18 protein-coding genes and 1 pseudogene are annotated in these 25,237 nt (G+C 47.2%); 5 read left to right on the top strand and 14 right to left on the bottom strand.

All coding sequences use genetic code 11. From position 1 onward, the window contains the following. Window positions 1-77 precede the first annotated feature (77 nt). Window positions 78-1,028, top strand: coding sequence for a LysR family transcriptional regulator (locus H735_RS20720; protein ID WP_020196142.1), 951 nt, complete (start codon window positions 78-80; stop codon window positions 1,026-1,028). Between the two features lie 92 nt (window positions 1,029-1,120). Here the strand turns inward: H735_RS20720 and H735_RS20715 are convergent, their stop codons facing one another. Beyond that, window positions 1,121-1,666 carry a TetR/AcrR family transcriptional regulator gene (locus H735_RS20715; protein WP_020196141.1) on the bottom strand — a complete coding sequence of 182 codons (546 nt, stop codon included), beginning with the start codon at window positions 1,664-1,666 and terminating at the stop codon, window positions 1,121-1,123. A 146-nt stretch (window positions 1,667-1,812) separates the two neighbouring features. Between H735_RS20715 and H735_RS20710 the strand changes: the two genes are divergently transcribed. Together H735_RS20710 and H735_RS20705 are read left to right on the top strand one after the other, a co-directional pair. After that, entirely contained in the window at window positions 1,813-2,406 is a 594-nt protein-coding gene (locus H735_RS20710) for a hypothetical protein (RefSeq protein WP_020196140.1), read from the top strand. 11 nt (window positions 2,407-2,417) lie between these two features. Next, a pseudogene (locus H735_RS20705) lies at window positions 2,418-3,287 on the top strand (SDR family oxidoreductase). Window positions 3,288-3,358: 71 nt separating this feature from the next. On the opposite strand, the gene H735_RS20700 reads toward H735_RS20705, so the two are convergent. Next, a complete protein-coding gene (locus H735_RS20700) occupies window positions 3,359-3,709 on the bottom strand; it encodes a rhodanese-like domain-containing protein (RefSeq protein WP_020196137.1) in 351 nt (116 codons plus the stop codon). Between the two features lie 181 nt (window positions 3,710-3,890). Here H735_RS20700 and H735_RS20695 point away from each other — a divergent pair, with 181 nt between their 5' ends. Continuing rightward, window positions 3,891-4,256, top strand: a complete 366-nt coding sequence (locus H735_RS20695; protein ID WP_020196136.1) for a VOC family protein — start codon at window positions 3,891-3,893, stop codon at window positions 4,254-4,256. Between the two features lie 53 nt (window positions 4,257-4,309). Here the strand turns inward: H735_RS20695 and H735_RS20690 are convergent, their stop codons facing one another. The 12 genes from H735_RS20690 to H735_RS20635 all read right to left on the bottom strand — a co-directional run bounded on the left by H735_RS20690 (window position 4,310) and on the right by H735_RS20635 (window position 24,637). Beyond that, window positions 4,310-4,813, bottom strand: a complete 504-nt coding sequence (locus tag H735_RS20690) for an ankyrin repeat domain-containing protein (RefSeq protein WP_050567178.1) — start codon at window positions 4,811-4,813, stop codon at window positions 4,310-4,312. Window positions 4,814-4,921: 108 nt separating this feature from the next. Next, complete coding sequence (locus tag H735_RS20685; RefSeq protein WP_009706408.1) at window positions 4,922-5,101, bottom strand: hypothetical protein; 180 nt, start codon at window positions 5,099-5,101, stop codon at window positions 4,922-4,924. Window positions 5,102-5,230: 129 nt separating this feature from the next. Further along, the gene (locus H735_RS20680; RefSeq protein WP_020196134.1) at window positions 5,231-6,658 is read right to left on the bottom strand and encodes a hypothetical protein; all 1,428 of its coding nucleotides are present in this window, start codon (window positions 6,656-6,658) and stop codon (window positions 5,231-5,233) included. A gap of 34 nt (window positions 6,659-6,692) precedes the next feature. Continuing rightward, a complete protein-coding gene (locus H735_RS20675; protein WP_020196133.1) occupies window positions 6,693-8,255 on the bottom strand; it encodes a bifunctional metallophosphatase/5'-nucleotidase in 1,563 nt (520 codons plus the stop codon). A gap of 234 nt (window positions 8,256-8,489) precedes the next feature. Next, window positions 8,490-10,970 carry a GH92 family glycosyl hydrolase gene (locus tag H735_RS20670; protein WP_020196132.1) on the bottom strand — a complete coding sequence of 827 codons (2,481 nt, stop codon included), beginning with the start codon at window positions 10,968-10,970 and terminating at the stop codon, window positions 8,490-8,492. Window positions 10,971-11,059: 89 nt separating this feature from the next. Then, complete coding sequence (locus tag H735_RS20665; protein ID WP_020196131.1) at window positions 11,060-13,516, bottom strand: GH92 family glycosyl hydrolase; 2,457 nt, start codon at window positions 13,514-13,516, stop codon at window positions 11,060-11,062. A gap of 72 nt (window positions 13,517-13,588) precedes the next feature. Next, complete coding sequence (locus H735_RS20660) at window positions 13,589-16,294, bottom strand: GH92 family glycosyl hydrolase (RefSeq protein WP_020196130.1); 2,706 nt, start codon at window positions 16,292-16,294, stop codon at window positions 13,589-13,591. 47 nt (window positions 16,295-16,341) lie between these two features. Then, complete coding sequence (locus tag H735_RS20655; protein WP_020196129.1) at window positions 16,342-18,762, bottom strand: GH92 family glycosyl hydrolase; 2,421 nt, start codon at window positions 18,760-18,762, stop codon at window positions 16,342-16,344. A gap of 133 nt (window positions 18,763-18,895) precedes the next feature. Continuing rightward, window positions 18,896-21,727, bottom strand: coding sequence for a GH92 family glycosyl hydrolase (locus H735_RS20650; protein WP_005429443.1), 2,832 nt, complete (start codon window positions 21,725-21,727; stop codon window positions 18,896-18,898). Between the two features lie 121 nt (window positions 21,728-21,848). Further along, window positions 21,849-23,249, bottom strand: a complete 1,401-nt coding sequence (locus tag H735_RS20645; RefSeq protein WP_020196128.1) for a PTS fructose transporter subunit IIBC — start codon at window positions 23,247-23,249, stop codon at window positions 21,849-21,851. Window positions 23,250-23,260: 11 nt separating this feature from the next. Further along, entirely contained in the window at window positions 23,261-23,701 is a 441-nt protein-coding gene (locus tag H735_RS20640; protein WP_005436338.1) for a PTS sugar transporter subunit IIA, read from the bottom strand. A gap of 456 nt (window positions 23,702-24,157) precedes the next feature. Continuing rightward, the gene (locus H735_RS20635) at window positions 24,158-24,637 is read right to left on the bottom strand and encodes a peptide-methionine (S)-S-oxide reductase (protein WP_020196126.1); all 480 of its coding nucleotides are present in this window, start codon (window positions 24,635-24,637) and stop codon (window positions 24,158-24,160) included. Between the two features lie 158 nt (window positions 24,638-24,795). On the opposite strand from H735_RS20635, the gene H735_RS20630 reads away from it, so the two are divergent. Then, window positions 24,796-25,185: a VOC family protein gene (locus tag H735_RS20630; RefSeq protein WP_020196125.1), complete on the top strand. Its 390-nt coding sequence runs from the start codon at window positions 24,796-24,798 to the stop codon at window positions 25,183-25,185. Window positions 25,186-25,237 lie beyond the last annotated feature (52 nt).

The raw sequence follows: 25,237 nt of genomic DNA, 5'->3' as shown, positions 1-25,237 counted from the left end.
TATAAGATGAGAAAAATAAGCTAAATAGCACATAATTGGTGCTCTATTGGCAACAATAGTTTTTTAGGTAAGACGTTATGGATTTCTCTAGTCGTTTACTGCTGTTACTTGAAGTGGTCGAGCTTGGCTCGTTCACCAAGGTATCAGAACAGAAGAATGTGGATCGTTCGGTGATCTCAAAACAGATCAGCCGTTTGGAAGAGGAGTTGGGCGTTCGATTACTCAACCGAACCACGCGCTCTTTATCGTTAACGGCTGCTGGGAATGAAATGGTCAACCAAGCCAAATCCCTTCGGTCACTTCTCAGTGATACTCACCGTTTGGCGCAGAATTATCACGAAGAGCCTCGTGGTGTCTTGCGTATTACCAGCTCGACCATGTTCGGGCGTCAATATGTTCAAGATGCGATTTCGGTGTTTCAACAGCAATATCCAGATGTGGAATTTGAACTGCGCTTAGAAGATCGCATGGTTGATATGGTGCAAGAGGGGTTTGATATTGGCTTCCGCATCGGACGACCTAAAAACTCAAGCTTGATTACCTGTAAGATTGCACGAAGTCGCCTGTTGATTGTTGCCGCCCCAGCGTTTTTAGAAAAACATGGTGAGGTGAACAGTCTTGAGAAACTGGAATCACTACCCGCCACTATTTACGCCGCCCCAGGGTTGTTATTCGATAAATTCGGCTATCAAGATGAGCAAGGTAAACAACAGCATTTTCAGCTTAATGTCGCTTATAAAGTGAATGATGTGGAAATGTTAGCAAGAAGCGCAGCAGGAGGAAATACGCTTGCTGTGGTGACCGCACAAATGGTTCAAGACGAAATCAAACAAGGCAAGCTAGTGCCGATCATGACGCACTTGAACATTGATGATTTCGGTACTTTTTATGCCGTGTATCCGCACCGAGATGCACCGATCAAAACCAAGTTATTTATCGACACACTCAAATCCATTGTGGGAGAAGAGACGCCCATTTGGGAAAAGAACATTCCGAACTTCGACAAGATGTATGGACGAGGAAAGTAGAGCTATTAAGCAACTAGACTTCACCATATTAATCTAAACAAAAGAGGCTCGACGGAGCCTCTTTCACGTTCGTTTTAAATGCGAGTTTGAATCTAAACTAAAATGCGCTCAACTTGCTCAATAACATAGGAATTTTCTAGCGCTTTACCCAACATCAATTGATGGTTTAGTAGTCCTAGCATAAGGGTATAAAGCGATTCTTTGTGTTGCGCTGAAACGTAGTTTTCTAGCATCGTCATGTACTTTTGATTCGCAAGTAACATGCATGGATCGGTAGCTATGTTTTCTTGCCCAATCACATCAATGTAATCAGATACGAGCTTCATTTCTTGGAAGAAACGCAGAGCCATTTGCTGGAAGATCAATACGAAGTTTTCCACTTGTTGCTCTGTATTCGCTTCACTTGAGTTTGGTCTATCTGCTAGCACTTCTGCATCAAAGTTGACGATGGCCTCTGTTGCGGCTTTGAATAGTTCATCCTTACTTTTGTAATAGTGATAAACCGCACTTTTGCTCATTCCTAACTGTTCGCACAGCTGTCTCATACCAATATTTTTGTAACCGAACTCAAGGAATACTTCGGTTGCTTTTAAGGCAATTTCTCTACGTCTGCTCTCATGGTCGACGATCTTCGGCATGGTTTTCTTCTCAGCTTTTATTACCGCAATGCCCCGCAGTATAACACAAGATCTTTTATTTAGACCGAGTGGACAAAAAAGATCTTTACCTAGCTCTCAAAGCGTACTAATTTAAAAAGACCAAGTGGTTGAAATAAGGTTTTAGTATGAAAATTGATTGGAGTGCTCCTCAAGCAAGAGCGGGTTTCTGGGGTGGAATTGATAAGCTGATTGGTCCGGGTGCAACGAAAGCAGAAAAGAATTTACAGCTGTATGTCCCTTTTGCTGCTGGTTTTGTCGTGGTGATTTATGCGTACTTTGCACAACTGGATTGGACTACTACTCAATATGTTATCGCGGGTTTGCTCACAGTGGATATCATCGGCGGCATTATTACCAATGCGACGTCTACGGCAAAGCGCTGGTTTCATCGTGAAGGACAAGGCTTTAAGCAGCACATGAGTTTTATTCTGACTCATTTCGTGCAGCTTTCTCTCTACAGTTGGACGTTTTTGAATCTCGATATCATGTGGATTGTTGTGATCGGTGGTTACATGGTTCTGGCATGTAGCCTAGTCATGAAAACACCGTTGTATTTACAACGTCCTGTGGCGCTAACTCTGTATTCTCTGAGTGTGATTATTTCGATTTATTGGGCACAAGCACCACAAGGTTTGGAATGGTTTTTACCGCTGTTCTACCTAAAGTTATTGGTGAGCCACGTATTGCGTGAAGAACCATACCGACCAGAGCAAGAATAGGACGTCATGTTATGAAAACGCACCCTCGAATTTTAATTGCGGGCTCAACGGGGTACTTAGGCTCGAATATTGTTGAGCTACTCCTCTCTGAGCACATTGATTTTAAAGCCATTGCGAGAAACAAAACCAAGTTACTCGCAATGGGCGTGGAAGAGTCACAAGTGATAGAGGCTTAGGTTACTCATCCCGATGAGCTTAAAGGTGTTTGTGAGGGTGTGGATGTTGTTATCTCATGCTTGGGCATTACTCGCCAACAAGACGGATTAGGTTATTTGGATGTCGACTACCAAGCAAATTTGAACTTGCTTGAAGAAGCAGAGCGAGCAGGTGTCGGTAAATTCATCTACATCTCTGCGTTTAATGCTCAGAAATATCCTCAAGTTCGTCTTTTAGAGGCGAAAGAACGCTTTGCGAATCGGCTTCTGCAATCAACAAAACTAACCCCTTGTGTGATTCGCCCGAATGGCTTTTTCTCTGATATTACCGAAGTGTACAACATGGCGAAATCAGGTCGAGTATTTACTTTTGGCGATGGTGAAAATTTGCTTAATCCCATTCATGGAAAAGATTTGGCAAGGTTTTGTTTAGAGGCTATTGAACGAAATGACACGGAACTCGATGTCGGTGGTCCAGATGTTTTGTCTGTCAATGACATTGCTCGGATCGCGTTCAAATCTCAAAACAAAGTGGAGAAAAACACGCACCTACCGGACTTCCTGCGCACAGTTGGGTTATCGATAGTACGTCATTTTCCGGAGAAATGGGGCGGTCCAGCGGAGTTCTTTTTAACCATGTTAGGCGGTGACAATATTGCGCCGACTTATGGTCGTCATCGACTAGAAGACTACTTTGGCGAGCTGGCTTCAACCGATAACGAATAGATTGTGAAAAAACAAAAAGCACACGAGAGGTGTGCTTTCCATTCCATTGGCTAGGCAGGTGCTAAGTCGTGCTACTTCGCTTGTTGCATCTCAACTAAACCACCTGCGTTATGAAGGTTGGTAAACCCTTGTGATTGCAGGTACTGATACGCTTGCCCTGAGCGATTACCACTGCGGCAGTAGAGCACGATCTGTGTGTCTTTATCGACATTGGCAAAGTGTTTATCCAACTCTGAAAGTGGGAAGTTAACCGCATTGTCCAAGTGACCATCGGAAAACTCTTGTGGCGTACGCACATCGACAATCATTGCACCTTGCTCAATCCATTGCCAACCTTGCTCTGCACGTTCAGAAGCCAATACCGGTGGTGCGGTGAAAGCTAAGCTCAAACAAGTGAATACAATCGGAAGTAGTTTTTTCATTGAGTTCCTTTCCTCAAGGTCAATAGCCCTTAATCGTTCTGATGAAGATTATACGTGCGATTATCAAACTTCGATGTGCTCTTAGTCGAGTTGTGTTACAGAAATCACCACCAAACATTGGTAGTTTTTTTCGAAATGACTAGAGTGGTTGAACACGTGCTACACAATGGAAACTTAGGAAATGGAAAACCTCAATATTGTTGAAATTAAATCTTTTGTTCCGGCGAAAGATTACGAGCTATCAAAGCGCTTTTATCAGGCGTTGGGTTTTGAGATGCCTTCGGATTTTGGTGGTGTGGCGTACTTCTTCAAGGGCAGTTGCTCATTCTTGTTGCAAGATTTTTATGAGCCAAAACACTGCAATAATTTCATGATGCATTTGCTGGTGGAAGATGTTGCCAACTGGCATGAACATGTTTCGAATGTCGATCTGGCGTCATTCGGAGCCAAGATGACAGAATTGGTTGATCAACCTTGGAAGATGCGAGAATTCTGTTTGCACGATCCTAGTGGCGTGCTGTGGCGCATAAGCCAGAATATCGATTAATTTCAACTATATAAAAACAACAAAGGGAGCGAGCGGCTCCCTTTGTTTTTGCTCTAGTGCAATAGCGCGTACATAGCGCCGCGATTGGCGGTCGGGTTCTCGGTGTAAATCCAATCCAAAAACTCAGTGGCGTTCTTTCCTACCTTTGGGCAATAAAGATCTTTGTTTGCCCCTTGCTGCATTAGCCATTTAAACGCTTCGAAATCATCATGAATGATGGCGGAGTGCAGAGGTGGACTGTTACTTTCGTTCAGCCAATTTACGTCAAACCCATGTGCGATTAAGGTGTTTGCCATACGAAAGCGGCTATGACTGTCACCACTTAGAATCGACGAAATACCATATTGATACTCGACTAAGCTTAGTAAATCTTGCGAAACGCCAAACGTCTCAAAATAGAATAAGCAATCTTCGCTATCAAACACTGGAATATCATTTCCTAATGCGCACAACATCATTCGTTCTTCGGTGAGGGAATGCTTCAAAAACAGTGCGAATGAAGTTGTGATAAACGATAGGGTAAAGATTGTGGTTCTAATTGTTGTATTGATGTCCATATCTACCTGTATTTAAAAAATAAAAAGCCGCAAGCGCACCTGACGCTTGTTGGCATTAGGTAAACTTGGAAACGGTTTAATTGTGGAAATAAGGTGTCATTACGCGGGTTACGCAGCCATGGTTTGGCGTTCTTCTTCTAGCAACCAGCCGTACCACCAACTCATGAATTCAAGAGTCACGATTGGGTAGGGGTTTTGGTCAAATGGGATGTTATTGATAAATGCCAGCTTGCCTTTGCCAACGACTTCGTCAACCAATTGAAGCCCGCCATCGTCATAGTCTTTCATGATAGTTCGTCCTTTTTATCATTCGGAAAACTATACATTACAGAGTTCTCTAACCTGCAATACGGCATTGTACAAAGAGCCAAAAATGAAAATGCTATTATCAATAAAAAATTATTTCTAATCAGATGTTTATGATTGTTCACTTGTTAGTGAATGATGGTTTATGAAGTCAACTAAGTCAGTAACTTGGTTTGGTTCGATGAATCGAGATCCAATTTTGATTTCATGCTGGCACAGTGTGAAATTGTTCAAAAAGCGATAAATGATTTGCCATTGCTGTATTCGAGCCAAACTGAGGTGAGACGCGTAGCTAGGTTGGAGCCATTCGGTATAGCGTTGCCAGAAGCGCGAATTCCAATCTGGATGCGTGGGGAAAAGGGAGTGAATCGCGGCGGCATCGAGCTCGCCTTTTTTGGTCAATAAACCCAAGCCGATTTGCCACTTGCTCAGTGCATTTTCAATATTCACTCGTCGCCATGTTTCATCCCACCAACTCATGTTTTGTTTACCGCTGTTGTTAATGTCGTACACGTTACGTGAGGCGACATGGCAGTAGTACAGATGTGTGTTGCCACTGATTACAGTTGGTGTAAATGCGGTAATCGCAGCGCCGCGAATAAAGCTTTCATGCTCTAGCAATATAGCTTTTGGTAGCTGAGATTTTAGATACTTTGCTAAGTTCTGCATGTGGGCGTGAGCGGCAAATACAGGGCGCGTTAGAAACACTTCCTTGGATTGGGCATGTTGGGCATCGCAGTAACCGAGTTGATCAAATTGGCTGCGATTTAAGATCTTGTCGTACGTCTTCTGCGCTTGAAGCAGTACGTCTTTTTCTGTAGGAGCGAGCTCTTTCTTGGTGAGTCTATAACGGCTCTGCTCTTGCACCTCTTCAGGTAACGAATCTTTCTCCATCAGTGCGTTATCACTGATCAACAGTACATATCCCGTCTTGGCATCGGCCGTCGATAGTGTCCAAATATGCGCGCTACTTTGAGAGCGGCTATCGTGTCTAAATCCAGATCGTGCGACTTGAAGAAACGAACGAGTTTGTAGGACTGAGAAATCAAGCTGCGCTTCAAACAAACGGCTGAAGGTATTGAGTAGCTCAGCCAATTGTTCCATTCGCAGAGAAAACGCGCGGTGATTGAGCCCCAAAGCCTGTTGCAGTTCTTGGGGAGGAACGCCAGAAATCAAAGCCTCCAGCATTGGTTGCAGGTTTGATGATGCTTTACTTGCGTTGATCAGCGTTGCGGTCTTTTTACATTGCCGACATTGCACACGTTTGGTGCCAGAGGTTGTGCGTCCGAAACGTTGCCAAGATGCTTTTGAACAATGGCATTGAGGTAATAAATCGAGTTTAAAAGTGTGCTGTTCCAGTTGATTGGCTAACGCGAGAATGGGCTCGTTCACCAAAACAGGAGGATAAGCACCACACTCAGAACAATGCCACGCATCGTAACCGAGTCGGTTTGAGCGCGAATACAAGCTCAAGTCGGGTACGCCGCAATTGGCGCAACCAAACGACTTACAGCCATTGTATTCTTGACGAAATGTCATGGTGCTTATTCTCCGAGCTAAGTCCGTAATGGATTTAGTTTTGGCTTACGTCTACTTGGCGACCGAGTTCTGGTACGGTCACTTGCTTCTTCGCTTTGAACTGGTCAATCAACACTTGTGTTACTGAATCGCCTTCTGATTCAAACGTACCTTTCTCAAACACATGATAGCCGTCACCGCCACTTGCAGCGTAAGAGTAAGTCGCGACTTTGTATGAGTCAGCATTGTCCACTGGTTTGCCGTTTACATTTAGGCTCACCAAGCGTTGACCCTCTGGTTTTTCGTTGTCATAACGCGCTTCGATACCAGAGAATTGCGCCAGACCGTAAGGCAAGGTGTAGCTGTATTCCAACAGTTCTTTGAGCTGTTCACCGCTCAGTGTCACGACCGAGAGTTTATCCGTGAATGGGAAAAGATCCATCACGTTTTCCATCGTCACTGGGCCTTTGTTTAAGTCGACCCGAATACTGCCAGAGCTGATCATACCCACATCGGCGTTGGCAGCTTCACGCATCATATCAGCCACCAAGTTGCCGACGTTTGATTCGCGGTAGTAACGGCGGTAAGCAGTGTCGTTGATGGTCGCCAGTTGCTCGCTTAACTCAGGGAATTTGCTGCGTGCATTGGCGATAAGGTCGCTGGTTTTCTTGTCTCGTTCCAGTTTGTCGGATTCAACAGGAATGAGTTTGCCATCAAGCAGTTTTACGTCGTGCTTTTCTGTATCCACCGCAAACTTGGTGTAACCCAAGTATTTGCCCTGACCGAATGTAAGACCGATGACGGTGCCGGTTTTCGGGTGCACAACTGGCTTCCACAAGCCATGGTCTGAGTGACCACCAAAGATCACATCCACACCTTTTAGCTTGCCAGCCATGTCGTAGTCTTCATCAAAACCGCGTTGCACTTCTGGGTCTGCTTCTTTGTCGGTTTGCATTGGCGCCGTTTTGTTTTGGTGAGTCAGTACGACAATCATGTCCACTTCATCACGAATCTTATCAACCCAGTATTGAGTGACTTCGATAGGATCATCAATGGTTAAACCCTTGCGATTGCCTTTCCACATGGTGTTGTAGAACGCATCCACGCCCATGACACCTATCACGCCTACACGAACGCCATCGCGCTCAATAATGGTGTAGGGCGAAGCAAATGGAGCATCGTTTTGCTCGAATTTGATGTTGGCGTTCAGCACTGGGTAAGCCGCTCTCGGCATGTTCTCTTTCAGTGTTTGCCAACCGTATTCAAATTCATGGTTGCCGAGCGTAATCGCGTCGTAGCCCATAGCGCTGTACAAATCGAAAGAGAGTTTGCCTTGAGTCTTCTTAGCAAGTGAACCCGTGAAAATGTCACCCGCGTCAAACAAGAAACTGGTCTCTTCCTTCGCTCGGGTTTGTTTGATCAAGGTGGCTAGATAAGGAATACCACCGATGTGTGAGATGTCTGGATTCCAAAAGGCATCTACAGGTTCGTAAACGCTCTCGATGTCGTTGGTGTGCAGCAGCGTGACATTGCGAATTTCCGCAAATGAAGAAAATGAAGCACCGATAGAAATTGCAGCCAAGGCGCAAAGTAACGGCTTTTTAGAAAATGTGTTCATAGCTGATCCGGTTAAGTCGAATGAATGTTGGGTTTCGCGAAACGGGGCAACTTTAAAAAAGCAAACGTTTCGTTCGCTTGAATTGGATCACATAAATTTACTGAGCTTATGATTAATTGTCGCAGAGTGATCATTTGTGTTGGTGAAAGTGAAAGTGAAAGTGAAAGTGAAAGGCTAAAAACAAAAGGCCAGCTCTCGCGAACTGACCTTTGAAGAGGGAAGAGTGGTAGAGACTTATTGAGGCGCTTTCATCGCTTCAGATTGCTCGTCCGTCATCACGAAGTGCAACTCACCACCCGGTTTGAACTCGGAATGGTCGAAGAAGAAACCGTTATCCAACGCTTTGCCATTGATGGTGACAGACTTGATGTACATGTTGTCATCGGCGTTGTTCTCTGTGGTGATGGTGAACGTGCCGCCTTTCACCGGAATCACTGCTTTGTCGAATAGCGGACGACCCACAGTGTAGATAGGCTCTGCCGCGTTCACTTGGTAGAAGCCTAGTGCAGACATCACATACCAAGCAGACATCGCGCCTACGTCTTCGTTACCAATGACGCCTTCTGGCGCTGCAAAGTACATGTCATCAAGAATGTGGTCGACGACTTGTTGCGTCTTCCATGGTTCTGCGGTCCAGTTGAATAGGTAAGGAATGTGGTGTGAAGGCTCGTTACCAAATGCAACTTGACCAATCAAACCAGACATATCCGGTGTTTCTGTGCCTTGGCTTTCTGCTGTGAAGGTGGCTTCTAGGTTTTTCTGGAACTCAGCATCGCCACCCATGATGGTTTTTAAGCCCGCGATATCATGCGGTACAAACCAAGTCCACTGCCATGCGTTACCTTCGGTGTAGTTACCTGTCTCATGTTCTGTGCCGTATGGGTCGAATGGCGTCATGAAGTTTTCATCAATCATCAATGGACGCATAAAGCCCGTCACGCCATGCTCTGCGTACTCCGTTGGGTTGTAATCGAAGTACTTCTTGTAGCCTTTCGAGCGTTCAAGGTATTGCTCTTCCGCTTGAGTATCACCGGCTGCTTTGGCGATTTGCGCGATGGCCCAATCGTAGAACGCGTTTTCTAGACCGTAAGAAACAGACTCAACCGTGTAGTCTTCAAATACTGGCTCACCATCGACACGTTGGATGGCAGGCGTGAAGCCGTTTTTCTCAATGTAGTCGATGTGCTTGGTTAAAGTGCGATCCAATACGCCTTGATCCCAATCGGCTTGCAGTGCTGGGTAGTTGTCGTAAGTTGAAGAGTCGATCGCGGCTTTCAGCGCCAGCTCTTTCTCTTGTTGAGTAAACTCTTCTGGGAATTTGGTCATCGCATCCGCAATCACTGCTACCGCTGGGTAGCCAACCATGGTGCCTGTCTCGTCACCTAAGTGCTCCCATTTCGGCAGCAAGCCGCTTTCAGTGTACTTCTGAACTAGGTTCTTCGCGTATTGCACCGCGCGAGTTGGTTCAGTGATGGTTTTTAGTGGGTGTAATGCACGTTGGGTATCCCATAGAGAGTAAACCGAGAAGTTTGGTTGTTCTTCCGTTGCTTGACCGTAAGCGATGGAGTATTCCCCTTCGCCTTCACGAATTGAGCCTTTGCCCATGCCACGGAATCGACCATCCACGTCTTGATGCACCATCGGCGCAATCTTGGTGTGGTAAAGCGCAGTGTAGAAGATCTCTTTTTGATCTTCTGTGCCACCTTCGATAGAGAAGTTGAGTGCTTTTGCCCATTTCTCACGTGCGTTGTTGCGCGCAGTATCGAAAGAGACATTCGCTTCGGCATCGTAGTTGTTTTCTGCACCTTGAGGGTCAACCGCAGATAACGCCACTTGCGCATTCAGCTCTTGTGAGCCTTCATCTTCAAATTCGATGTAGGCAGTGACGTCCGCTTTGACACGCTTAACTGGATTACCTTGGTCATCATAAATCAATTCAGAAACGTGCTCTGCCGTTAGGCCGTCAACAGGCTTACCATTAGCAAGGATGTAGACGTCTTTGATCTTCTTATCGAAAGTCGCATAGAAGAAGATTTTTTGGTTTTTTGCCCAGCCAGAGAAGTGTGCTGCATCGCGCTCGCCCGTGATGGTATGACCGTCTTCGCTCACCGTCAGTTTGTTGCGCAGAGAGGTCGAACCCCAGTCACTGTTAAGGATGGAGTTGAGGTCTATCTTCAGACGTTGTGGTTGACCTTGTGGGTAGGTGTAGCGGTGGAAGCCGACACGTTCAGAAGCTGTAAGCTCAGCTTTGATACCGTTCTCAGCAATCTTCACCGAGTAGTAACCCGCTTCTGCTACTTCAGAGGTTTTGTCCATTTTGACTGAAATCGCTTCGCGGTAGTCGTCGCTGTCTTCGATGTATTTAGCTTTATCTTCGGTAAACGGCAGGAACAGAATGTCACCTAAGCCGCCCATACCCGTGCCAGATAGGTGAGTGTGGGAGAAGCCAAATAGGGTCTTTTTATCGAAGTGGTAACCTGATGAAGAGTGCCAGCCGATCAGCTCGGTATCTGGAGAAAGTTGCACCATGCCTTCTGGCACAACAGGACCCGGAAAGGTGTGTCCGTTAAAGCCAGTACCAATGAATGGGTCGACGTATTTTAGGTTGGAAGTATCGACGCTTGGTGAGGTGTTATCGTCGTCATCGTTGCAGCCAGCCAAACCAATAACACTTGCAATCACAGCGGTGGCGATAGCGGTTTTCGTAAAGTTCATAATCTTGATTCCTTAGGCAGGAAGCGCCTCACTTCCTGCCACTGAGTTAATCTATCTGCTTATTCTTTAAACACGAATTACATAAAACGTTACTGAGCTTGAAGCGCTTCTTGCTTGTCACCCGTCATGACGAAGTGAAGCTCGCCGCCCGCTTTGATTTCGCTGTGTTTGAAGGTGAAGTTGGCATCCAGCGGTTTGCCGTTGATGGTTACGGACTTCACGTACTTGTTGTGTGGGCTGTTGTTGTCTGCGATGACTGTGAACTCGCCGCCTTCCACTGGAATGGTGATTTCATCAAACATAGGGCGACCGATGGTGTAGACCGGATCCGCAGGCGTCACTTGGTAGAAGCCCATTGCCGACATCAAGTACCAAGAGCTCATCTGACCCACGTCTTCGTTGCCAATCAAGCCAGTTGGCTCGCTGGTGTACATCTCTGACATGATGCGGTCTAGGTACTCTTGCGCTTTCCATGGCTCATCCGTTAGCGCGTATAGGTAAGGAATGTGGTGCGATGGCTCGTTACCGTGCATGTACTGACCGATGTAACCCGTTAGGTCTGGCAGTTCTTCACCTGTGTTTGAAGAACGCGCATTGAATAACTCGTCCAAGTCTTCACGGAACGCTTTCTCAGGCGTGGTGTCTTTGCCTTGCGCCAAGTCTGCTTGGTAGATTTCTTGTTTCAGGCGGTTGAAATCGTGCATTGGTTGGAACTTCCATTGCCACGCGTTTCCTTCGGTGTAGGCAAACTCGTCCACGTAGTAAGGGTCAAACGGTAGCAGCGGGCATTTCTCTTTCATCACGCCAGAGCCTTCTGGCCACTCAACCATTTCACACTCATCCAAACGCTCTTCATCAATTGGTTGGTTGAACTCCAAAGGTGGTTTGTTTGGTGATGAGCTAAGCGGGTGGTTTTTCGGACGTAAGAAGCCTGTCTCTGCATCCCAATGGTTAAGCCAGTTGTCGGCACGAGTCATAAACTCTTCTTGCAGTTTTACATCGCCAGCCATGCGTGCGATTTCTGCCATTGCCCAGTCACCGTAAGCAAACTCAAGCGTGTAAGATGCACTGTTCCAGTAGCCATGATGAACAAAGCCGTTTTCTTCGTACACTTTCACTTGCACAACGTTTGCTGCGTCGATGTTGTTGTCTTCCGTCCAATCTGGGAATTCAGACGCCTCGTGGTAACGCACCGTAAACTCAGCCGCTTCTTTGGCAAGTTGTGGGTCGATGTCTAAGCCTTTTGCCATCGCGTCAGCAATGATAGAAACCGCAGGGAAGCCGATCATAGTGCCCGTGTAGTGGCTGTGCAGTTCCCATTTCGGCAAGATGCCACCGTCTTCGTATTTACGAATCAGGTCGTTGGCAAACTCTTCGGCGCGTTCCGGATCGATGATGGTTTTCAGTGGATGCGCTGCACGGAAAGTATCCCACATGGAGTACACGGAGTAGTTTGGTGTGTCGCCCGCGTCTTTTTGAATGCGAGTACGCATCGCAGGGTATTGGCCGTCGACATCTTGGAAAATCATTGGAGCAATAGAAGCGTGGTAAAGCGCGGTGTAGAAGATCTCTTTCTGATCTTCCGTGCCGCCAGATACCATCATGCGGCTAAGCTCTTGGTGCCATGCGTCGTTGGCTTGAGCGCGCGCAGTATCAAATGACACGTCTTTCGCTTCTGCTTCTAGGTTTTTCTCTGCACCTTCTGTGCCTGTTGGTGACAAGCCTACTTGGATTTCTAGCGGTGTTGATGATGGTGCGAATTCTAGGTAAGCGATGGTTTTCACTGCGTCGATGTTGTCGTTGTTTACATCGATTTCCGTTTCTGCGCCGTCAACTAGAGCAATGGCTTTGACGATAGGTTGGTTGAAGGTGGCGTAGAAGTAGACGTGTTGGTTGTTCGCCCAACCGTTCGAGCTACGTAAACCGCGAATGGTGTAAGCGTCGATGAACTCTAAATCACCCTTCATGGTGCGGTTGTTGAAGTGACCTTTGTTGAGAGTGTGGTCTAAATCGAACTTGATGTGTGGCGTGGTGCCTTCTTTGAAGGTGTAGCGGTGGAAGCCAACACGTTGCGTGGTAGTTAGTTCAGCTTTGATTTCGCCTTTGTTCAGTTCAACCGCGTAGTAACCCGCTTCTGCGGTTTCGTTGTCTTTATCGAAGGTATTGAAAACGGCGTTTTCTTTCTTAGTGAAAGGCAGAACTAAGATATCGCCAAGGTCGGTAATGCCTGTGCCAGAAAGGTGAGTGTGGGAGAAGCCATACACTGGGATTTCAGTCAGTTTGCCGTGGTCGAAGTAACCTGCGGCAGAGCCCCAGCCTTCCATTTCGGTATCAGGAGAAAGTTGCACTAAACCGTAAGGCACAACCGCCCCTGGGAAGGTGTGGCCATCTGCGCCTGTACCAATCAATGGGTTGACGTATTGGGTTAGCGTAGTGTCGAGGGATGGAGTACCAGATTTGCTGTTGTCGTCATCACTGTTACAACCAGCAAGACCAAACATGGCAGCGAGTATAGCGGTAGAGATAAGGGTTCTTTTTAGTTTCATTTTTATGGTTCCACTGAAGTGAAGTTTTTTAGGGGGCTAGATGCCCCCTTTCGTTATTTGGATAGGTGTCGGTTATTGCGCTTTCATCGCTTCAGATTTGTCTGAAGTCATAACGAAATGCAGTTCACCACCGTCTTTCAAATCGCTGTGCGCGAAGCTGAAGTTGTCACTCAATTGTTTGCCGTTGATGGTCACCGACTTCACGTAGATGCTCTCTTGGCTGTTATTTTCTGAGGTGATGGTGAATTTACCGTCCGCGACTGGAATCACGGCTTTGTCGAACAAAGGACGACCGATGGTGTAGCTTGCTTCACCCGGAGTAACTTGGTAGAAGCCCAATGCAGACATCACATACCACGCCGACATTTGACCGACGTCTTCGTTACCAATCAGACCTTCATGGGTTGGGTGGTAGAACTCGTTCATCGCTTGGTCGACGATTTCTTGTGTCTTCCATGGCTCTGCTGTCCAGTTGTATAGGTAAGGCACGTGATGATCTGGCTCGTTACCCATCACGAACTGACCGATGTAGCCAGACATGTCGTGTGATTGGCTTGTATCGGCGTTGGAGTCCGCATTAAACAGCGCATTCAAGTTGGCTAAGAATGCCGCTTTGCCTTGTTCGGTTACGTCTTCAGGAAGAGAGAAGTCAGTACGGTCGATGTGCTCACCGCCCATCACGTTAGCCAGACCGTTCAAGTTGTGCGGTGCAAACCATGTCCATTGCCATGTATTGCCTTCGGTGAAGTCTTCACCACGGTGCTCGGCGCGGTAAGGCCAGAACACGTCACTTTCGTTGAGTGCTTTGCGGTCTTTACACGCGTTGTAGTCCATACCGTCTGGGATAGACAGCGCCATGTTCTCGTCCAAACATTCGGCTTTCAGGTTGTTTGCCCAAACCTTGCTGCCGCTGTTCATGTAAGCCGGACGCATAAAGCCCGTTGCACCCAATGCGTTGCCTTTGGTGTCTTGCAGTTTGCCGTATTGCTCTGGGTTGTAATCGAAGTAGTTCTTGAACGATTCAGAGCGCGCCATGTAGCGGTCGTACTGCTGGTCGTTGCCTGCAAGTTTAGCGATCTGAGCGATACACCAGTCGTAGTAAGCATTCTCAAGACCGTAAGACACCGATTCGTTCACGAGTTCGTCGTATTTGTCGACTTTCAAGCCTTCCACATAATTCGGTTTGTCGCCAGAGTCCGGCGCCCATTTGGTATTGGCTGGAATAAAGCCGACGTCTTCTTGGTAGTCGTTGTGACGCGTCATGACCGTGAAGCGTTTGTCACCGTTCCAAGCATCTTGGTAAGGCACCCAGCTTTCAGTTTTATCAAGATTGAAGTTGACCGTTTCGTCAGCGGCTTTCAACGCCAAATCAAACTCAGCTGCGGTAAAGGCTTCTGGGTGTTTGACCATGATATCGGCAATAACCGAAACCGCAGGATGACCGACCATTTCACCAGTGTAATCCGAGTGCAGTTCCCATTTTGGCAGCACGCCGCCCGTTTGGTATTTGTTCAATAGATCGCGTGCGTGTTCAATCGCGCGGTCTTTATCGATGATGGTTTTCAGTGGGTGTGCGGCGCGGAACGTATCCCACATTGAGTACACTGAGTAGTTCACTAAGCCATCTTCTGCTTGGTGCACTTTGCCATCCATGCCACGGTATTTGCCATCCACGTCTTGGTATACGAATGGAGCAACAAACGTACGGTAGAGCGAGGTGTAGAACATGGTCTTGTCGGCTTTGTTGCCGCCTTCCAGTTCAAACTCGCCAAGGATGTTTTCCCAAGCCACGCGGTTTTGTTGTACGACGTTGTCGAAATCCCAGCCGTTGGTGTCTGCTTCTAGGTTTTTCAGTGCGCCGTCAACGCCAGTGCCAGAAATCGCTACTTTGACCACCAATGGATCATCGCTCTTACCAAAGTTCAAATGCGTCAGGACATCGTTTGCGCGTTTTGCCAAACGTTCTGGGTCAGGTTCTGGTTCGCCCGGCATTGGTTTGTGTTCTGCGTAACCGCGGTAATCTTCTAAGCCGACTTCGGTAGCGTCAGTTGGAGTCAATTTGCTTTCAGAAGCCAGCTTGGTGTATAGGTTCTCTTCAATTATTGGATCAGAGAATTCTGCCGCGAAGAACACGGTTTGCCATTGACCCCATTCGTTTGAGGTACGCGCGCCTACGACGGTGGTGTCGTTAACGCGTTTGTAGTAGATGCTGCGAGAGTGGTTGCCGTATTGCTCCAACAGTTCGTGTTGAAGATCGATACGTACTTTACGATCTTCACCCGGCTTGAAAGTGTAACGTTGGAACGCTACGCGGTCGGTTGCTGAAAGCTCGGCTTTTACGCCAGTTTCTACAAGGTCAACCGAGTAGTAACCAACCTCTGCCACTTCCGAGCTTTTATCCATGGTTACGGCATCGGTATTGAAGCCTGTGTATGGCAAGAAAGCGAAGTCGTTTAGGTCGCCTTTACCTGCGCCAGAAATGTGGGTCATTGAGAAGCCAGAAAGCAAGCTGTGTACTGGGTCGTATTCGACAGGCGAGCCTTTGCCATTCCAACCGTTTGGATCGAAGTTATCTGGTGACGGTTGAATCATACCTTCTGGCATAACTGGAGATGGGTTGACGTTGCCAAGACCTTTAGTGCCGATCAAGGTATCAACGAATTCCAAAGTAGGGGTAGAGATAACTGGAGTTTCTGGATCAGAGTCGCTGCCACAACCAGCAAGACCAAGCATGGCGGTTAACACTGCGGTAGAGAGTAGGGTTCTTTTTAGTTTCATTGTTTTTATTCCACGAGAAAAGGGGACACGAGGTCCCCTCAAAATCATTATTCGCCTAGGTTGGCTTGCATTGCTTCAGACTTGTCAGCCGTCATCACGAAGTGCAGTTCGCCGCCTGCTTTGAATTCGCTGTGCTGGAAGGTGTTGTACACATCCAGAGGCTTACCGTTGATGGTTACTTCTTTGATGTACATGTTGTCTGGACCGTTGTTTTCAGCCGTTACCGTGAACGTGCCAGAGCCGATGTCTACCGTCGCTTTGTCGAAGATTGGACGACCGATGCTGTAGGTTGGATCGGTTGGCGAGATTTGGTAGAAGCCCAGTGCTGACATCAAGTACCACGCTGACATTTGACCTACGTCTTCGTTACCGATGATGCCGTCTGGTGTCGGTTTGTAGAACTGGTCGTAAACTTGGTCTAGGTATTCCTGCGCCTTGTAAGACTCTTCAGTGCGGTTGTACAAGTAGATAACGTGGTGCGAAGGCTCATTACCGTGAATGTACTGACCGATGTAGCCTGTCATGTCTTGGTGCGCTTCGCCGCCATTTGGATCAGCAGTAAATAGGTTGTTCAGCTTGTCGTTTAGACCTTGAGTGCCGCCCATGATTTCAGTCAGTTTGTCCAAGTCTTGCATGAACGCCCATTGCCACTGCCACGCGTTACCCTCTGTGTAGTAGAACGCGTCAGACTTGTATGGGTCGAAGTCAGTTGAAGCGTATTTCAGCGCACATGGGTCGCCTTCTTTCAGCTCTGTTGGTACGAAGAAGCCCGTGCCGTCTGCGTTACCTGCTTCTGCATCCCAGTGTTTCAAAGAGTTGTAAGAACGAGCTTTGAACTCTTCATACGCGTCCATATCGCCAGCGGCTTTCGCCATTTCTGCGATCGTCCAATCGTAGAATGAGAATTCCAACGAGTACGATACTGAGTTCCAGTTCGGGTAACGAACACACTGTTCTTTCTCGTGGTAGTTCAACTGACCTGCCATGAGTGAGCTTAGGATGTCGTCATGAATCTGTGGGTACTCATGCGGTGTGTAGCGTGCTGATTTTACTGATGCGGTGTAAGCTTGCTCTGCATCAATCAAGCCTTTGGTTACTGCATCGCCCAGAATCGCTGCCGATGGGTAGCCGATCATGGTGCCTGTCTCTGAGCCGTGACCTTCCCATTTCGGCAATAGACCAAACTCGTCGTTGGATTTACGAATCAAGTCTTTCACGTATAGCGTTGCTTGGTCTGGGTCGATGATGGTCCACATTGGGTGAACCGCGCGGAACGTATCCCACGTTGAGTAAATCGAGTAGTTTGGTGTGTCGCCATCTTTCAGTGTGCGCACTGTGCCAAGCATATCCACGTATTGACCATCCACATCGTAGAACTCGATTGGTGCGATCATCATGTGGTACATGCCAGTGTAGAAGTTGGTTTTCTCTGCGTCAGTGCCGCCTTCTACTTTGATTTTTGCGAGCTTCTCAGCCCACGCGTATTCCGCGTCTTCTTTTACTTTTGCTAGGTCGAAACTTGGTGCTTCCGCTTCTAAGTTTTTCTGTGCGCCTTGCCAGTTAACAGGAGAGATACCCACGCGGATCTCAATTGACTGTTCGCCTGTGCCGAAGTTTAGGTAAGCGGTCAGGTCATCGCCTGAGTAAACCGCACCATTACGCATTTCGCGCGTTGGTTCTTTGTCTTGTTCACCCAATAGTGCTTTGGCGATTGGTTGGTTGAATTTCGCGTAGAAGAAGATGTCTTGACCTTGGTGATCTTGCCCTTGGAACCAGCCTGTTGAGGTTTTACGACCGCGAATGGTGTATTCGTCCACCACTTCTACTTTGTTCTTCAAAGACTTGCCGTTGTTGTTCATTAGGGTATGACCCAAATCGAACTTCACGTTACGGTCCGCGCCTTCGGCAAAAGTGTATTTGTGCAAACCAACGCGTTTGGTTGCGCTCAGTTCTACTTCGATTTGACCTTGGTTTAGCTTGGTTTTGTAGTAGCCTGCGCTTGCTTCTTCATTGGCTTTGTCGAAAGAGTTCAGTTGTGTGTTCGCCATGTCTGCGTATGGCAGAACCAAGATGTCGCCTAAGTCCGTTGCGCCTGTACCTGAAAGGTGAGTATGTGAGAAGCCGTACAGCGGAACGTCAGTGTTAACCACTTCGCCAGTTTCGTAGTTGGATGAATCCCAGTAGCCAGATGCCGAGTGCCAAGGGTTAAGTCCTGATTCATGGTCTGTGTTAGAACCGATGAAAGTATCTGGAGACAGTTGAACCATACCTGCCGGTACCGTCGCGCCCGGGAATGTATGACCAGAAGCTGCTGTGCCGATCATAGGATCGACGTATTTCAACACCGCGAGATCAACAATTGGATCGCCCGGCAGTGAAGAGGAAGAATCGTTGTCGCTGTTACAGCCAGCCAAGCCACCCGTCAGACCAACCAGGATAGCCAAAGAGATAAGATTACGTTTAAACATGTGCATACCGTTTTGTCGTTATTCGTATATAAAAAGTGTTTATAAGAGACTGTTTCTAAAGGACTGCTTATAAAATTTTCTTGTAGGGATAGCCGGGAGATGTGCTCTCCCGGCTGAGTTGTCACTATTGGGATTAACGAGAACCTGCTGGCATCTCGTCCTCATGCAAGAACTCACCGATGCCTTGTGCTGGTGGAAGATCTTGCTCTAAAGAGCCCCAACGTTGATTTGGTTTGTCGCCCATCACGAACTCCAGCTCACCGCCGTACATGATTTCGTCATGAGTCAGGTAAGTACGGTTGAAGTCTTTGCCGTTGTAGCGAGCCGATTGAATGAAGATGTTTTCGCGGCTAACGTTCTTCGCGGTAACCGTGAACTTCTGGTTGTTGCCGACATCGATAGACGCGCTTTCAAACAGCGGAGTACCGATTTCGTAGATGCCAGAAGAAGCATTCACTGGGTAGAAGCCAAGCGCACGGAACACGAACCACGCAGAGAGCGTACCGAAGTCGTCGTTACCACAAATGCCGTCAGCGGTGTTCTTGTAGCAAATGTTGGTTGCTGCGGCGATGGCTGCCTGACCTTTCCAAGGTTGACCGACGTAGTTGTACAAGTACGGAACGTGGATATCTGGTTCGTTACCTTGCACGTGCTGACCAACGTTACCTGTGTTGAACACTGGGAATTGGTTGTCGCCTGCGTTGCGATCTGGGTAGGTTGACCAGTACTCATCCAAGCGTGCTGCGAACAAGTCTCCGCGTTCTGCTTCAGGGTTTTGTGTTTTGTCGAAGCGTGTCATCAGGTCAATCAAGCCATGAATGTCGTGCTGAACACTGAACGAGTATTGCCAGCCATTCGATTCAGAGAATGCCCAGTTAAACATGTCTGGACGCCAGTCTTTACCAACCGCGCGACCAGTGATTGGGTCTACCCAACCTGCATCGATAAACTCGCCATCGTAGTCACGGGCTTTGAACCAACCTTGGTATTGCTTACCACCGAAGTCGAATTGCGCTTGCCAGTTTTTAGAACGGTTAGCGAACTCGGTGTAGCGTGGATCTTCTTCACCAAATACTTCTTTGATCGATTGCGCGATTGCCCAGTCGTTCATTGAGTATTCAAGCGAGTAAGATGCTGTCCAAGAGTCTTTAAATGGTGAGTGACCGCCGTAAGAATCTGGTGGAGTGTCGTGCAATTGCGCTGGCACGTAACCTTGTTCTTCGTACTCTTTGATCCATGCTACGCCTTGGCTCGTTGCGGCGCGCGCGTCAGTGATCATTGCTTCAACTAAACGTTCTTTTACGTCTTTGCGCTCTGCTTCTGTGAAGCCAAGATCGATCATGCGTTTTTCTAGTGAGCCTTTCGACAACACATCATGAATCACAGGCGTTGAGTGCATGCCCATCATCATGCCTGTTTCGTTGCCTTTGAATGTCCACTCAGGCAGGCGACCTTTGCGCACGTTGCCTTTGTCATCCACCCATTCTTCTTCGGCGTAAGACAGCATAGACAGCACAACGTCTGCTAAGCGGTCTGGCTCAAGAATCGAAGACAGCGGTTGAACTGCGCGGTAGGTATCCCATAACGAGAAAGTGTCGTAGCGCGTGAAGTCTGCTTTACCATCTTTGTTGGCATCGGCAGTGCGGATCGACTCTTTCAGCGTATCAATCTTATCGCCCCAAGGTGTGTTGCCATCTGGGTAAGCGTTACGACCTTGGTGAACTTGGCGGTAGCGACCATCTAAGTCAGAGTGAATGGTTTGACCTAGGTACGAGTGGTACATCGCGGTGTAGAACGTCTGTTTGTAATCTTCATCGCCAGAGACTTGGATCTTGCCGAGTTCGTCTTCCCATTTCTTCGTTGCCGCTTCGCGTACTTGGTCGAAGTTCATGCCAGCAACTTCTGTCATGTTAAGAGAAGCACCTGACTTGCCGTTCTCGCCGATTTCAACGTTTGATAGCGCCAGTTTCGCTTCAACCGTTAAGCCGTCTTTGGATGTGTCGAACTCAACGTAAGCGCGCGCGTATTGGTACTTGCCGCGTGTTTCGTTACCGATTTCTGTAATGCCTTCTGGCACGTCCATGTAACGACCTTGCTCTTTATCATAGTAAGCAAAGCGAACGTTTTTGATTGGTTGGTCGAACTCCATCACGAAGAATTCTTTTTGGCTTGGTGCCCAACCATCTGAGAAACGGTGACCTTCTAGACGGTTATTGTCTTTGTCCCATTTCAAGTAAGAATCTGAGGTGTAGTCCCAGTTAATTTTGAAGCCAGTGTTCACGATGATTTCTGACTTCTCATCACGAGGGAAGGTGTAACGGTGGACACCAACGCGATCAGATGCCGTCAACTCGGCTTTGATGTCGTAATCCAATAGATCGACTTTGTAGTAGCCTGCCGTCGCTTGCTCGTCACGATGTTGGAAGCGAGACGCTTCTAGGTTTAGCGTTGCCGAACCTTCATCAATCATGTAATCCGAACGCGAGTTGATTGGCATGACGAGAATGTCGTTCAAGTCGCCAGCACCTGCTCCGGAAAGGTGGGTATGAGAGAAACCGGAAGTACGTGCGTCGTGGTAGTAGTAGCCTGAAATGTATTCCCAGCCGTTAGAACCGTTGTTTGGAGAAAGCTGCACCATGCCGTGTGGTGTGGTTGCTCCAGGGTAGGTGTTGCCTAGGTTACCTGTGCCGATGAATGGGTTGACGTAGCGTGTTACGTCCATATCGGCGAAATCTACTGGGATGTGAACGCCCATGTCGATTTCAGGTGTTTCTGGGTTTGGCTTGTCATCGCAGTCGCCATCGCCAACTGGAGGACATACTGGCTTGCCGCCGTCAGGGATATCCGGCAGTGCAGGGTTGGTATCACCGCCTTCATAAATGTTGGTGGTGTCGTCGTTACAGCCAGTCAGACCGACTAGACCACTGAGAACTGCGCAAGCGAGTAGGGAAGGTTTGAATTTCATTTTTAAAGCCTTGTAAATTGTAGGGTTATATAATTAAAAAAATCAGGGGTATTACTAAAACTTAAAAACTTGAAATAGAGCCCTTTGGGGGAAAGGGCTCTTAGGGGGAGGAGCTTAAGGTTTAAGCTTTCACAAGAGTCGCTGCGTTACGCATCGCTTCTTTCGTTGAACACTCAACAACGTTTGCTTTTGCAAAGCGGTGAGCGTCTTTTACTTGGATATCGTGAGCTAGAATAACCAGCTTCGCGTTTGCTACATCTAGGTCAGTGATGCGGTTCTGGATACCGTTTTGACCTTGAGTTTCTACTTTGATTTTCAGACCAGCTGCCGCACCTGCTTTCTCTAGTGCTTTTGCTGCCATGAATGTGTGTGCTACGCCAGATGGGCAACATGTTACTGCTACGATGTCGTACTCGCCTTCGCCTGCTGCTGGAGCCGCTTGAGCTTGTGCAGGTGCTGCTTCAACGATTTCGTCTTCAGCTTCTTCTTCAGCAACTGGTTTCCAGAAGCCAACGATAACTGCTGTTGTTAGTGAGCCTAGTGCGATACCCACAACGTACATTGGGATGTTGCTTGATACAGGAGCTGTGATTAGACCGCCCCATGGTGCGTGTAGTAGTACGTCTGTTAGGAAGCCGAACACACAGCCAACGATACCGCCAGCAACGATTGAAGGAAGAACGCGTACTGGGTCGTTTGCTGCGAATGGGATAGCACCTTCAGAGATACCGATAGAACCCATGATTGCTGCTGCTTTACCCGCTTCTTGCTCTTGCTTAGTGAACTTCTTCTTGAATAGGAATGTTGCTAGCGCCATACCTAGAGGAGGCGTACAGATTGCGATACCAACACCACCCATTAGCCATGGTTGAGTATCAACTTGAGTTTGAGCAAATAGCGTTGCTACTTTGTTGATTGGACCACCCATATCGAATGCAGTCATACCACCAAGAATCGTACCTAGAACCACTTTAGAAGCGCCAGCCATAGAAGCTAGGAATTCGTTCATAGACGCCATGAAGATCTTGATTGGCTCACCGATACCCCATAGAACGATACCTGCAGAGATAAGCGTACCTAGTAGAGGGTAGATGAAGTAAGCGCCCAACGCAGTCATGTTAGCAGAAAGAGGGATCTTCTTAAGTTGGAATACCACACCACCTGCGATGAAACCCGCTACGATACAACCAAGGAAGCCGCCGCCCATGTCAGCCATGATGCCAGAAGAGATCATCGCTGGTGCTAGTGCTGGTTTGTCTGCAATTGAGTAACCGATGAAGCCACCAAGAATAATTGGGAACAGCACCAGACCTTTAATACCGATATTAGAAATATCAGCCAATAAACCGTCCGCAGGAACCGCACCTTTACCTGATGCCATTACCGCCAGCGCCAGTAGTACACCACCCGCAACGATAAATGGAAGCATGTGAGAAGTACCGAATAAAAGGTGACCTTTCATGGTACTTAGGATTTTTTTGAAATCGCTATTATTATTAGCTTGAGCTGTGATTGTACTCATAATTTCACGCCTTATGAATTAATTAAAATATTTAGTATTTGGTTTTCGTCTTTTGCGTTATGAATATCTTCAATAAACTCTTCGCTAAATTTACCGAATAATTCTTGAAGAACATAAATATGGTGGTCGGCACCGTTATCTGGTGAGGCAATCATGAAGAATACGGTCGGTTTGACTCCCTCTTCGTCGCCATACTCGATGCCTTCGCGCTTTACGCCAACAGCGATTGCAGGCTCTGTAACCGCTTTGCTTTTTGCGTGTGGGTAAGCGATGCCGTCCATTGAAGTCACGCTTAATGCTTCACGTGCTTCGATGTCGGTTAAAAAAGCCTCTTTGCTGCTGATTCGATTATTTTCGAATAGCATCTGTGCTAGCTCTTCAAAGACTTCTTTTTTATTATTTGCTTGAAGGTTGCCTTTAATTAAATTGACGTTTGTTAGTTCTGTAATCATTTTTTGACTCATTGGTACTGAAGTAATGAGGCAAATTTAATTAATGTTACGGTTTTCTGAAATAGTAAAAAAAATCCAATAACTATATTTTTGTATCACTGAGAGCTAAGTGTGATAGAAGTCATTAATATCAATGAGCTAGAAGGGAATTAGTATTGTGACTTATATTCCATTTATTTTGAAATTAATAATGAAGCTTGAAAATAAACGAGAAGGGAATCAAATATGGTTCAATTTTGCTATAAAAAAGAGGCTTTGTGCTAAAGCTCCTGCAATAACCCTTTTATTAACGTAATTTTCTATCTCCTTGAGAAAAGATATAAAGCGAGCAGGAGAGCTGATAGTGAGCTCAGCTAGTTCCTCCCCTTGATACACACTGGCCGCCAATGTGTAAGCTCCGAATTTAAAGCCAAGGGGAGGTTAGGAGAGCTTGGTACGCTGGATTTAGCTTATCCATTAAGACGGATTCTTGTACTTATGCAGCAAATCTAACGGGATATGGCAGTAGTCGTTTGGAAAGCGTGTGAGTCGGTCTTGGTGCTCATCATCACTTGGTACATAGTTTGTGAGTGGTAGCACTTCTACGGCGATTTTATTGGCATCTGGTCTTGCTGCGATAAATGCTTTGGCAATCGCTAGGTGTTGTTCGTTTTGGCTATAGACACCAGTACGGTACTTTTCACCTACGTCTTCACCTTGCTTGTTAACACTGTGCGGGTCGATGATTTCAAACAGATACCCGATTAAAGTTTCAACCGAAACCTGCTCAGGGTCGAACTGGGTTTTCACGCATTCTGCGTAGCCATCGTATTCGGATTGAGTGTTATCCGTCGTGCCATTTGCTCGTCCTGCCTCGGTGCTGATTACGCCCGGAAGGTGGCGCATAAATTCTTGAACGCCCCAAAGGCAGCCGCCTGCGAAGTAAATTTCTTCCATCATTCTGTCCTGAAAAATCTTTGCGCCATTATGGGCATCACTTTCATTCAAACACAACTCCAACCATAAAACAGGAACAACTCAGAAGTGATTTGCTCTCTTTTTTGTGCTGCGTTTCCTCGTTAGATTGAACGCAGTTAAGAGCTAGGGGAATCCTAATGAAAATTGAACATATCGCGATTTGGACTGAACGTTTGGAAGAGCTAAAAGCCTTCTATGAGAAATACTTTAACGCCGTGTCTAACGACAAATACCACAACCCAACTAAGCAGTTTTCATCTTACTTTCTTTCGTTTGAAAGTGGTGCACGATTGGAGTTGATGTCGATGGAAGGTGTGATCGCTTGTGAAAAATCTCATGCAATGCAGGTAACAGGGTTGGCACACTTTGCCTTTTCTCTAGGATCAGAGCAGGCAGTGGATCAATTGACCAAAACCTTAGTGGATGATGGCTACCAATGGATCGACGGTCCGAGACAAACAGGTGATGGTTACTACGAAAGCTGCATCTTAGATCCGGATGGCAACCGTCTTGAGCTTACGGTGTAACGCGACTTAGCTTATTTCTATCGTTCACAGGCTGCTTTCATATGAAAGTGTT

The sequence above is a fragment of the Vibrio owensii CAIM 1854 = LMG 25443 genome, assembly GCF_000817815.1.
GTDB lineage: Bacteria > Pseudomonadota > Gammaproteobacteria > Enterobacterales > Vibrionaceae > Vibrio > Vibrio owensii.
This window is presented reverse-complemented; position numbering and strand designations above follow the sequence as displayed.

Bases quoted from the DNA above. Each gene is read 5' to 3' on its own strand.
- H735_RS20645 (WP_020196128.1), bottom strand. From the start codon at position 23,249: ATGAGTACAATCACAGCTCAAGCTAATAATAATAGCGATTTCAAAAAA.
- H735_RS20665 (WP_020196131.1), bottom strand. From the start codon at position 13,516: ATGAAACTAAAAAGAACCCTTATCTCTACCGCTATACTCGCTGCCATG.
- H735_RS20670 (WP_020196132.1), bottom strand. From the start codon at position 10,970: ATGAACTTTACGAAAACCGCTATCGCCACCGCTGTGATTGCAAGTGTT.
- H735_RS20630 (WP_020196125.1), top strand. From the start codon at position 24,796: ATGAAAATTGAACATATCGCGATTTGGACTGAACGTTTGGAAGAGCTA.
- H735_RS20680 (WP_020196134.1), bottom strand. From the start codon at position 6,658: ATGACATTTCGTCAAGAATACAATGGCTGTAAGTCGTTTGGTTGCGCC.
- H735_RS20655 (WP_020196129.1), bottom strand. From the start codon at position 18,762: ATGTTTAAACGTAATCTTATCTCTTTGGCTATCCTGGTTGGTCTGACG.
- H735_RS20700 (WP_020196137.1), bottom strand. From the start codon at position 3,709: ATGAAAAAACTACTTCCGATTGTATTCACTTGTTTGAGCTTAGCTTTC.
- H735_RS20635 (WP_020196126.1), bottom strand. From the start codon at position 24,637: ATGGAAGAAATTTACTTCGCAGGCGGCTGCCTTTGGGGCGTTCAAGAA.
- H735_RS20675 (WP_020196133.1), bottom strand. From the start codon at position 8,255: ATGAACACATTTTCTAAAAAGCCGTTACTTTGCGCCTTGGCTGCAATT.
- H735_RS20660 (WP_020196130.1), bottom strand. From the start codon at position 16,294: ATGAAACTAAAAAGAACCCTACTCTCTACCGCAGTGTTAACCGCCATG.
- H735_RS20685 (WP_009706408.1), bottom strand. From the start codon at position 5,101: ATGAAAGACTATGACGATGGCGGGCTTCAATTGGTTGACGAAGTCGTT.
- H735_RS20715 (WP_020196141.1), bottom strand. From the start codon at position 1,666: ATGCCGAAGATCGTCGACCATGAGAGCAGACGTAGAGAAATTGCCTTA.
- H735_RS20690 (WP_050567178.1), bottom strand. From the start codon at position 4,813: ATGGACATCAATACAACAATTAGAACCACAATCTTTACCCTATCGTTT.
- H735_RS20720 (WP_020196142.1), top strand. From the start codon at position 78: ATGGATTTCTCTAGTCGTTTACTGCTGTTACTTGAAGTGGTCGAGCTT.
- H735_RS20695 (WP_020196136.1), top strand. From the start codon at position 3,891: ATGGAAAACCTCAATATTGTTGAAATTAAATCTTTTGTTCCGGCGAAA.
- H735_RS20650 (WP_005429443.1), bottom strand. From the start codon at position 21,727: ATGAAATTCAAACCTTCCCTACTCGCTTGCGCAGTTCTCAGTGGTCTA.
- H735_RS20710 (WP_020196140.1), top strand. From the start codon at position 1,813: ATGAAAATTGATTGGAGTGCTCCTCAAGCAAGAGCGGGTTTCTGGGGT.
- H735_RS20640 (WP_005436338.1), bottom strand. From the start codon at position 23,701: ATGATTACAGAACTAACAAACGTCAATTTAATTAAAGGCAACCTTCAA.